We start from the raw sequence: 9,301 nt of genomic DNA, 5'->3' as shown, positions 1-9,301 counted from the left end.
CTGTTTAATTTTCAAAGTTCATTTTTCATTTTTCATGTTTGCCCTTTTCTTAAGGACAAGTAATACTATATCACCTTTATTTATCTAAGTCAATATAATTTTTTACTTTTTTTAAAATTTTTAATTCTTTTATGTTTGATTAGCTTAACTCTAAGAAATTAATGATAAACAAAAGTCCTTATTTCATAGGACTAATATATATTTTATGCTCAATTTTCCTTTTTATTCTATATTTAAATTTTTTATTTATAGTAATAAGCATTTTTCAAAATTAATTTACATTTCTTTCACTTGTAATTTTTGTAATCTTGTATTAGATTATTATTAAAAAATGATTTATCAATAATTTGATTGAGAATGACAATTTTTACACATCAAAATATTATATAAATACTATGCTACATTTTAGGAGGATTTTATTATGAGCAAAAAAGTATTAATCATGTCTGCTTCTACTGGTGGTGGACATAATAGAGCGGCTCTAGCTATTAAAGAAGAACTTACATCTAAAACAATTGATGGAGAGCCAGTTGAATGCGAAATAATAGATAGTTTGAAATTAGTCAATAACATAATGGATAAAATAATTTCAAGAGGATATGAAAAATCTGCCATATATACACCCAAAGCATATGGAAGTGTATATAGATTATCTGAAACAAATCTTTTATCAAAAAATGAATTTAAAGATAATCTAATAATTACATTTATGGCAAAGAAATTTAAAAAACTCATTAGAAGTACAAAACCAGATTTAATTATAGGTACACATCCTTTTCCAATGATTGCTCTAAGCACATTGAAAAAAAATTTCAACTTACATAGTAATGAAATGAATGCTTCTACTGATCACTTTTATAAGCATCATACAGGTACTATTAATGTTCCTCCACTTATTTCCGTACTAACTGATTATACTACTCATTCCACATGGATACAAAATGAGATTGACTACTATGTTGTTGGTCATGAGTATGTAAAGGAATTATTAGTATTTGATGGAGTTGAACCTAGTAAAATTAGAACATTTGGAATCCCTGTTGAAAAATCATTCCATTCTCATAGAGACAAAAAAATTGTTCTTTCAGAACTAAATTTATCTCCTGATAAATTAACTGTTTTACTTATGGGTGGTAGCTTTGGAGCTGGAAATATAAAAGAAACTCTTGATGAGTTATTAGATACAGATAGAGATTTTCAGATACTTGTAATAACTGGTAGAAATGAAAGTTTAAAAGAGAAAATTGAAAAAAAACTTGTATCTCGTTATCATGACAAAAATGTATGTGTACTTGGATATACTGATAAAATGAATGACATTTTAGCTTCTATAGATGTTTTGGTCAGTAAACCTGGTGGACTTACTACAACTGAAGCACTCTTAAAAGATGTTCCCATGATAGTTCCATATTATATACCTGGACAAGAAGAAGAAAATCTTGATTTCTTATCCAATTGTGGTGCAGCACTTAGAACTACAAAGAAATATAATTTATCAATATTATTAAAAGTTTTAATAGATGACTCTAGTAGGCTAGAAATGTTAAAGAAAAATATAAAATCTATAAGAAAGTCAAATTCGGCCCAAAACATAGCTAATTTAGTATTAAGTATAATTTCTGATTAATAAAATAAATAAAATCCCTATAGTATACCTATTAGGGATTTTTTATCTTCTAATTATTTAATTACTAGATTGGTTCATAAAAATCTTCTTCATAATCATACTGATAGTTTTTATAGTTATTTCTGAATTCAGTGTTTTTATTTCTTGGAGTTTTCTTAGTTTTTTTCTTGTTAGAAAAACTTATATCCTCAAAATCATCATATTTAGGCTTATCTTTTGATTTCATTTTTTTAACTCTTTTTTCTTTCATTGCATTATGTTCCTCTAAGTTCATAATTGGTTTCATGTTGCACCCCTATCAAAATTTTTAAATGATTTATACAACAAATTATACAATACAGAAGAAATTTATTCAATAAATCTAAATCAAAATTAATCTGAATTTAACTCCAAAAAATTACAAAAATCGAGGTAATAACCTCGATTTTTATATTTCTCTTCTGCCTTCCAATGCTTTCGATATTGTGACTTCATCTGCATATTCTAAATCTCCTCCAACAGGAAGACCATGAGCTATCCTAGTAACTTTGATTCCCATTGGCTTTACTAATCTCGCAATATACATAGCTGTGGCTTCCCCTTCAATCGTAGGATTTGTAGCCATTATTATTTCTTTTACATCTTGATTACCAAGCCTTTGTATAAGCTCTTTTATTTTTAACATATCTGGCCCAATACCATCCATTGGAGAAATAACTCCATTTAATACATGATATTGACCTTTAAATTCTCTTATTCTCTCCATAGCTGCAACATCTCTTGGATCTTCTACCACACATATAGTACTAGAATCCCTATTCTTATTTGAGCACATACTACATGGGTCTGTATCTGTTATATTGCAACAAATTGAACAATACTTTATCTCTCTTTTTGCGTCTATAATTGCCTTAGATAAAGCCTCAACATCATTAGTATTCATATTAATAATATGAAAGGCCAACCTTTGAGCAGTTTTTCTTCCAACTCCTGGAAGCTTTGAAAATTCTTCTATTAGTCTCGTTATTGGACCTGTATAAACTTGCATAAATATCACCTACTAGAATAACCCTGGTATATTCATACCTCCAGTTACCTTACTCATTTGATTTGCTTGTAAATCATCAATATTTCTCAATGCTTGATTTACTGCACTTAAAACTAAATCCTGTAACATTTCTATATCGTCTGGATCAACAACTTCTGGTTTAATGGTTATATCTAAAACTTCTTTTTTGCCATTCACTTTTACAGTAACTGCTCCTCCACCAACTGAAGCTTCTACTTCTTTATTTTCTAACTCTTGTTGAGCTTTTTGCATGTTTTCTTGCATCTTTTGAGCCTGCTTTAATAAGTTGTTCATATTTCCACCACCAGGCATCATTCCGCCTCCAAAACCTTTTTTAGCCATAAATACTATTCCTCCTAAACTTATTTTCATTTTATTATTATATCATAATAGTATTTTATTATTTACTTTCATTTTCATCAATACTATCTTTTATTTCTAGTATCTCTTCGTTTACTATGTTCTTTAGTATCTCTTCACCAATGTCTTTTTTTTCTTTAACTTCAAGATTTATATCTTTGACTTCTGATGACAATACTATTTTTACACTAAAGCTTCTATTTAAAACTTCTCTTATAGTCTTCTCTAGATAATTTATTGTATCTGGGGAGCTTAATCTAGTTTTTGCAAAATCAAATTTATCATCAAATATTACATATAACATGTTAGAATATACATTAAAACTTTTTACCTCACTTAAAAGAGCATATATTGGCATTTTTTTATCTTTTTTAATTTGTTTAAGTATATTTTTCCACGATGATTCTATAAGCAGAACATCTTCATTCTTTACCTCTTCATAAACTATACTTTCTTTTTTTGAATCTACTTCTCTATTATCCTCATATTGCTTTTCTTTACCAATATCATTATTTGTAATTTTAAAGCTACCCATTTCAATCATTTTTTCCAAATTCTCAACCCTTTTAATAAGAGCTTCTTTACTTTCATCAAACATTGGCTGAGCAATCTTCATTATAGTTATTTCTACTAAGACTCTTGGATTTGAAGATGATTTTATATCATCTTGAGTTGTTGACAGTATATTTAAAATTCTTATTAAATCATTTATATCTATGTCCTCAGACTGAGATTTAAGTTGCTCTATAGTTTCTTCTGGTAATGAGATTATTTCATCTAATTCTGATGATACTTTACAAACCATTAAATTTCTAAAATGATCTATTAAATCATTTATAAGGTTTCTTATATCTTTCCCCCATAAAACAAATTCATTTAATATTTCAAGAGATTTTTTAGTGTCTTGCGCTACAATACATTGAGACAATTCAAATAATTGTTCTATATTCACGCTTCCCATCAACTCAACAACATCTTTATAATCTACTTTATTTTCTCCAAATGATATACACTGGTCTAATATGCTAAGAGCATCTCTAAGTGCCCCTTGAGAGTTTCTAGATATCAGATTAAGAGCTTTATCATCTATGTCAATTCCTTCATCTTCACAAATTTTTTTCATCCTAAGAGTCATATCTTTAACAGTAACTCTTTTAAAATCATATCTTTGGCAACGTGATAAAATAGTTGCAGGTATCTTATGAGGTTCAGTAGTAGCTAATATAAAGATTACATATGATGGAGGTTCTTCTAATGTCTTTAACAATGCATTAAAAGCTCCTTGAGACAACATATGAACCTCATCTATTATATATACTTTATATTTAGCATTAGCTGGAGAATATTTTACACTTTCTCTAAGCTCTCTTATATCATCTACACTATTATTTGATGCTGCATCTATTTCTACAACATCCATTGTATTATCTTTTAATATTGATTCACATATTTCACACTCATTACAAGGTTCTTCATTTAATTTATTTAAACAATTTACTGCTCTTGAAAAAATTTTTGCAGTGGATGTCTTCCCAGTACCTCTTGTACCACAAAACAAATAGGCATGTCCTATATTATCATTGTATATTTGATTTTTTAAAGTCTTAATAATATGTTCTTGACCAACAACATCATCAAATCTTTGTGGTCTATATGCTCTATATAATGCTTTATGCATCTTTTTACCTCTCTTTAGTAAAATTAATAAAAAAATCCCTCATTATCTAAGGGATTAGTCTTTTATATATTAAATGCTGTACACCATCTATCGACTTAATTCCATAAGCGTTACCAAAACAGTTAGCTCAACTTAGGCACCCCCGCGGCACACAAAAGTGATCACTTACCGCTGCTTCCTTCCGGATCTGACGGGGTTCATGAGCTTTCATTGCGCAGGACCTAAGCATCAACACCACTTATTCAGGGCGGCCCTACAAAAAATAAGCCTTTAGATGGAATTCAATCCTGCTATAGCGGATTGCAGGTTACAGGGCACCGCTACCTCCCCATCTAGTACAGCAAAATTACAACCATATTTAATTACTTTTATTTATTGTTTCTGGCGGAGAGAGTGGGATTTGAACCCACGATACAGTTTTACCCATATACTCGCTTTCCAGGCGAGCGCCTTCGACCACTCGACCATCTCTCCTTAATCTCTTTTTCTCAATGCTTTAAAAAATTCTTGCAATATGATCGAGCATTCTTCTTGCAAAACATCAAAAGCCACTTTTACATTATTATTATCAAAATAATCTAATTTAAACTCATGCTGTTTCTCTATATATGAATTTTTTATATGTCTTGTTCCTATTATAAGCTTTTTTATTCTAGAATTAACTATTGCACCACTACACATTATGCAAGGTTCTAGTGTAACATATAAATCACAATCTGTCAATCTCCATCCACCTAATTTCTCTGATGCTTGCTTTATCGCTAAAATTTCTGCATGAGCTGTAGAATCTTTCAATGTTTCTGTAAGGTTATGAGCCCTCGCTATTATCTGATTATCTTTAACTATAACAGCACCTATTGGTGTTTCTTTCTTATTATATGCTTTATATGCTTCTTTTAATGCTTCTTTCATATAAAATGAACTTTCCATAATTCCTCCCAAAACTTATAACAAACTTATCTTATCATAATTCATTTTATAATTCAACTTAATTTTATTTTGTTTATTTAATATATTGCTATAAATAGCTACATTTAATTTAAATTAACCTCAAAAAATTTTTCAGTATCTAATTAAATGTTGATTTATGAAAATATTTAGCTTTTTATGATGAAGATTTTATCATATATATTAACATAAAAAAGTTATGAAATTATTAAATTTCATAACTTTTTTTAATTTACTATTTACTTACAGTATATTTTTAATCTTAAAATATTTTATCACTTATATAATATTAATACATAATTATTTTATAACATCAACACCCATATAAGGTCTTAATTCTTCTGGAACCACTACAGAACCATCTGCTTGTTGATAATTTTCTAAGATAGCAGCCAAGCATCTTCCTATAGCTAATCCAGAACCATTTAATGTATGAACATATTCTGCTTTTGATTTTTTATCTCTTTTAAATCTTATTCCTGCTCTTCTTGCTTGGAAATCTTCAAAGTTTGAACAAGAAGATATTTCTACATATCTATTATAACTTGGCATCCAAACTTCTAAATCGTATTTAAAAGCAGCCGTAAATCCTAAGTCTCCTGTACAGATTCTTACAACTCTATATGGAAGACCTAACATTTGTAACATAGTTTCAGCATCATGAGTTAATGATTCTAATTCTTTATAAGAATCCTCTGGTTTAACAAATTTAACTAATTCAACTTTATTGAATTGATGTTGTCTAACTAAACCTCTTGTGTCTCTTCCTGCTGAACCAGCTTCAGATCTAAAACAAGGAGTATATGCACAATATTTTATTGGAAGTTCTGCAGCATCTAATATTTCATTAGCATGTATATTTGTCACAGGTACTTCAGCTGTTGGTATTAAGAAATACTCTAGCCCTTCTATTTTAAACATATCTTCCTCAAATTTAGGAAGTTGACCAGTGCCTATAAAACTATTTCTATTAGCCATAAATGGAGGCAAAACTTCTGTATATCCATGTTTAGCTGTGTGAGTATTTAAGAAGAAATTCATTAAAGATCTTTCTAATCTAGCACCTAGTCCTCTGTATAAAGTAAATCTTGAACCAGTTATTTTTCCAGCTGTTTCAAAGTCTAATATGCCTAAACCAGTTCCTATATCCCAGTGAGCTTTATGTTCAAAATCAAATTTTGTAGGTTCTCCCCAAGTTCTTACTTGAACATTATCTTCATCTGTTTCACCTTGTGGCACATCTGGATGAGGTACATTTGGAATTCTCATCAATGCATATTCCATTTTTGCTTCAACTTCTTTTACTTTCTCATCAATACCTTTTATCTTGTCTGATAATTCTTTTAATCTTGCTTTTTCCTCTTCTACATCTTTTCCTTCTTTTATTAACTGTGGTATCTTTTTAGAATTTACATTTAATTCATTTTTCATAACTTCAACTTCTTGAAGTATCTCTCTTCTTTTATTATCTAATTCCACTACAGCATCAAGGTCGAATTCTTTTTCGCCTCTTATTTCCATAGCTTTTTTAATATCAGCTAAATTTTCTCTTATTCTTTTAATATCTAACATATTAATTCCTCCTAATAATTTTTATAATATAAATTAATAATTCCAATTTAAAGTAAAACATTTTTAACTGCAAATTCTTAGTTTAAACAAATTTGGAAAATAAAAAAAGACCTCCGTTTACCCTATAAAAGGGACGAAAATCTTTTATCCGCGTTGCCACCCTAATTGATCATACTCATATGTATAATCCTCTCAGACCTGTAACGTAGGTAAACGTCTAGCTTTAACTAGAAGCTCTAGAGTAGATTCAAAAACCATTGTAATGAGTTCTCACCATCCACTCATTCTCTGAATACAACCTGTTTTTTACTATTTTCTTTCAATGCTTTTAACTAATTGTTTTATTTGATAATCATTATATTATATATATTAACATCTTTCAATACTATTATTCAAATTTTTTTAGAATTTTCTTTAATTTATTATCTTAAGTTTGGTTTTTGGGTTTAATTAAAATATTATCTTTTATCCAAAGAGTTTAAATTACTTGTGTTATTAAACAATAATGAAGCAGGAATAAATGGAACTTCTATTTTATTTTCATCAAATTTCTTCTTAACTTTTTCCATTATATCAAAGTATACATCCCAATAATCATCAGTTTTAACCCAAGGTCTGGCAACTATCTGCATAGTATTATTGCCTATAGAGTTTAAACCTATGATTGGCTTTGGGTCATCTAGTATTCTTTTTTCATTTGTAAAAATTTCATTTAATATAGATTTAACCATATCTATATCGCTATCATACGAAATATTATACGAAAAATCTATTCTTCTTTTATTTTGATGTGTGTAATTAATTATATTATTACTTGTCAATTGAAAATTTGGTATTATTATAGTTTTATTATCTGGAGTTTTAAGAACAGTACTAAATATTTGTATATCAGAAACTGTACCTTCTACACCTGATCCTTGAATATAATCACCTATATTAAATGGCTTAAAAAACAAAATAATCATGCCTGAGCCTAGATTTGATAATATTTCCTTAAATGCTAATCCTATACTAAATCCAGCTGCTCCTAAGACCGCTACAACTGATGTAGTTTGTATTCCTATAATCCCTAAACTTATCAATGATATGATGGATAGCATTGATATATATATACCATATACAATAAAATTATTTACACCTTTACTCATGCCATATTTAATTAGAAACTTAGAAACCATCTTTCTTACTATCTTAGCTATATAAATACCTATTACAAATATTGTTATTGCATATATAATATTTGGTATATTATCACTGAAATTATTAAGCATATTTTCTAAAGTTCTCTTAGTTATATTACTATTTGTTGAAGTAGTCTTAGCCAATGACAAAAAATTCATTTAACTCCTCCTTATGATAATATTCCACTGTCATCTAATTTTTCTATTATATCTTCAATAGTTTTTTCTTTGAGTGCTTCAATTGTATGAATATGACTACATTCTGTTAAAACTGATAATTGTTTAAACTCATTTGTTTCAACTTTTCTCATAAAATCATCTATATCCATTTTAGAATAAATATTAAGTTCAGCAGTTATTTGACCATATGTCGGATGATTTACAATAACATCTTTTACAATTCCACCCAAATCTACAATAATCCTTAGTTCCTCATAAATTTCTTGGGGATTTTTATGATTTTTACATTTTATTTGTCTGGAAAAGTATGGTTGATTATATATTATATATCCTTGAGGTGTTGCTATTATTTCGAAGCCTTTAGCTCTTATAAGCGCTATATCTTGTACTATTACTTGTCTGCTTACATTTAATAGCTCCGCTAGCATTCCACCTTTTACAGGATGCTTAGATTCCTTTAAAATATCTATTAACTTGTTTCTTCTTTCATTAGAATTCATATTACACCTTCTTTCTAAATCAAAACTTTTTATCTATATTATATAATTCTATATTTTATCTTAGTATAAATCAATACAGAGTTTATATTCTGTTTAATTTTATGTTTTATTGTAAACAATAAAAAAAGACTACGTGGCTACGTCCTACTCTCCCAGGCAGTTTCCCACCAAGTACCATCAGCGCTAGAGAGCTTAACTTCTGTGTTC

General features: G+C 28.4%; 9 protein-coding genes, 1 tRNA gene, 1 other RNA gene and 1 other annotated feature. Of the genes, 1 reads left to right on the top strand and 10 read right to left on the bottom strand.

Going from position 1 to position 9,301, the window contains the following annotated elements:
- The first annotated feature begins 421 nt into the window (after positions 1 to 421).
- Positions 422 to 1,627 (top strand): MGDG synthase family glycosyltransferase, encoded by a 1,206-nt coding sequence (locus KGF50_RS18380; RefSeq protein WP_227849404.1) that lies wholly within the window; start codon positions 422 to 424, stop codon positions 1,625 to 1,627.
- A 64-nt stretch (positions 1,628 to 1,691) separates the two neighbouring features.
- On the opposite strand, the gene KGF50_RS18375 is transcribed toward KGF50_RS18380, so the two are convergent.
- From KGF50_RS18375 to KGF50_RS18330, 10 genes are all read right to left on the bottom strand, one after another.
- Complete coding sequence (locus tag KGF50_RS18375; protein ID WP_227830445.1) at positions 1,692 to 1,913, bottom strand: hypothetical protein; 222 nt, start codon at positions 1,911 to 1,913, stop codon at positions 1,692 to 1,694.
- Between the two features lie 141 nt (positions 1,914 to 2,054).
- Positions 2,055 to 2,654, bottom strand: a complete 600-nt coding sequence (gene recR, locus KGF50_RS18370; protein WP_227830451.1) for a recombination mediator RecR — start codon at positions 2,652 to 2,654, stop codon at positions 2,055 to 2,057.
- A gap of 12 nt (positions 2,655 to 2,666) precedes the next feature.
- Positions 2,667 to 3,017: a YbaB/EbfC family nucleoid-associated protein gene (locus KGF50_RS18365; protein WP_227849403.1), complete on the bottom strand. Its 351-nt coding sequence runs from the start codon at positions 3,015 to 3,017 to the stop codon at positions 2,667 to 2,669.
- A 58-nt stretch (positions 3,018 to 3,075) separates the two neighbouring features.
- Entirely contained in the window at positions 3,076 to 4,713 is a 1,638-nt protein-coding gene (gene dnaX / locus KGF50_RS18360) for a DNA polymerase III subunit gamma/tau (RefSeq protein ID WP_227849402.1), read from the bottom strand.
- A 76-nt stretch (positions 4,714 to 4,789) separates the two neighbouring features.
- An RNA gene (gene ffs, locus KGF50_RS18355) (signal recognition particle sRNA large type) lies at positions 4,790 to 5,054 on the bottom strand.
- A 41-nt stretch (positions 5,055 to 5,095) separates the two neighbouring features.
- Positions 5,096 to 5,187: transfer RNA gene (locus KGF50_RS18350), tRNA-Ser, on the bottom strand.
- Positions 5,188 to 5,643, bottom strand: coding sequence for a nucleoside deaminase (locus KGF50_RS18345; RefSeq protein ID WP_227849401.1), 456 nt, complete (start codon positions 5,641 to 5,643; stop codon positions 5,188 to 5,190).
- Positions 5,644 to 5,961: 318 nt separating this feature from the next.
- Positions 5,962 to 7,233 carry a serine--tRNA ligase gene (gene serS, locus KGF50_RS18340; RefSeq protein WP_227849400.1) on the bottom strand — a complete coding sequence of 424 codons (1,272 nt, stop codon included), beginning with the start codon at positions 7,231 to 7,233 and terminating at the stop codon, positions 5,962 to 5,964.
- A 126-nt stretch (positions 7,234 to 7,359) separates the two neighbouring features.
- Positions 7,360 to 7,565, bottom strand: a binding site (T-box leader).
- Positions 7,566 to 7,691: 126 nt separating this feature from the next.
- Positions 7,692 to 8,573, bottom strand: coding sequence for a mechanosensitive ion channel domain-containing protein (locus tag KGF50_RS18335; RefSeq protein ID WP_227849399.1), 882 nt, complete (start codon positions 8,571 to 8,573; stop codon positions 7,692 to 7,694).
- An 11-nt stretch (positions 8,574 to 8,584) separates the two neighbouring features.
- The gene (locus KGF50_RS18330) at positions 8,585 to 9,094 is read right to left on the bottom strand and encodes a transcription repressor NadR (protein WP_227849398.1); all 510 of its coding nucleotides are present in this window, start codon (positions 9,092 to 9,094) and stop codon (positions 8,585 to 8,587) included.
- Positions 9,095 to 9,301 lie beyond the last annotated feature (207 nt).

It is taken from the genome of Clostridioides sp. ZZV15-6598, from assembly GCF_020657705.1.
Taxonomy (GTDB): Bacteria; Bacillota; Clostridia; order Peptostreptococcales; family Peptostreptococcaceae; genus Clostridioides; species Clostridioides difficile_F.
This window is presented reverse-complemented; position numbering and strand designations above follow the sequence as displayed.

What these genes read in the sequence shown, in the direction of transcription:
- KGF50_RS18380 (WP_227849404.1), top strand. Translation starts at nt 422, where the DNA reads ATGAGCAAAAAAGTATTAATCATGTCTGCTTCTACTGGTGGTGGACAT.
- KGF50_RS18375 (WP_227830445.1), bottom strand. Translation starts at nt 1,913, where the DNA reads ATGAAACCAATTATGAACTTAGAGGAACATAATGCAATGAAAGAAAAA.
- recR (WP_227830451.1), bottom strand. Translation starts at nt 2,654, where the DNA reads ATGCAAGTTTATACAGGTCCAATAACGAGACTAATAGAAGAATTTTCA.
- KGF50_RS18365 (WP_227849403.1), bottom strand. Translation starts at nt 3,017, where the DNA reads ATGGCTAAAAAAGGTTTTGGAGGCGGAATGATGCCTGGTGGTGGAAAT.
- dnaX (WP_227849402.1), bottom strand. Translation starts at nt 4,713, where the DNA reads ATGCATAAAGCATTATATAGAGCATATAGACCACAAAGATTTGATGAT.
- KGF50_RS18345 (WP_227849401.1), bottom strand. Translation starts at nt 5,643, where the DNA reads ATGGAAAGTTCATTTTATATGAAAGAAGCATTAAAAGAAGCATATAAA.
- serS (WP_227849400.1), bottom strand. Translation starts at nt 7,233, where the DNA reads ATGTTAGATATTAAAAGAATAAGAGAAAATTTAGCTGATATTAAAAAA.
- KGF50_RS18335 (WP_227849399.1), bottom strand. Translation starts at nt 8,573, where the DNA reads ATGAATTTTTTGTCATTGGCTAAGACTACTTCAACAAATAGTAATATA.
- KGF50_RS18330 (WP_227849398.1), bottom strand. Translation starts at nt 9,094, where the DNA reads ATGAATTCTAATGAAAGAAGAAACAAGTTAATAGATATTTTAAAGGAA.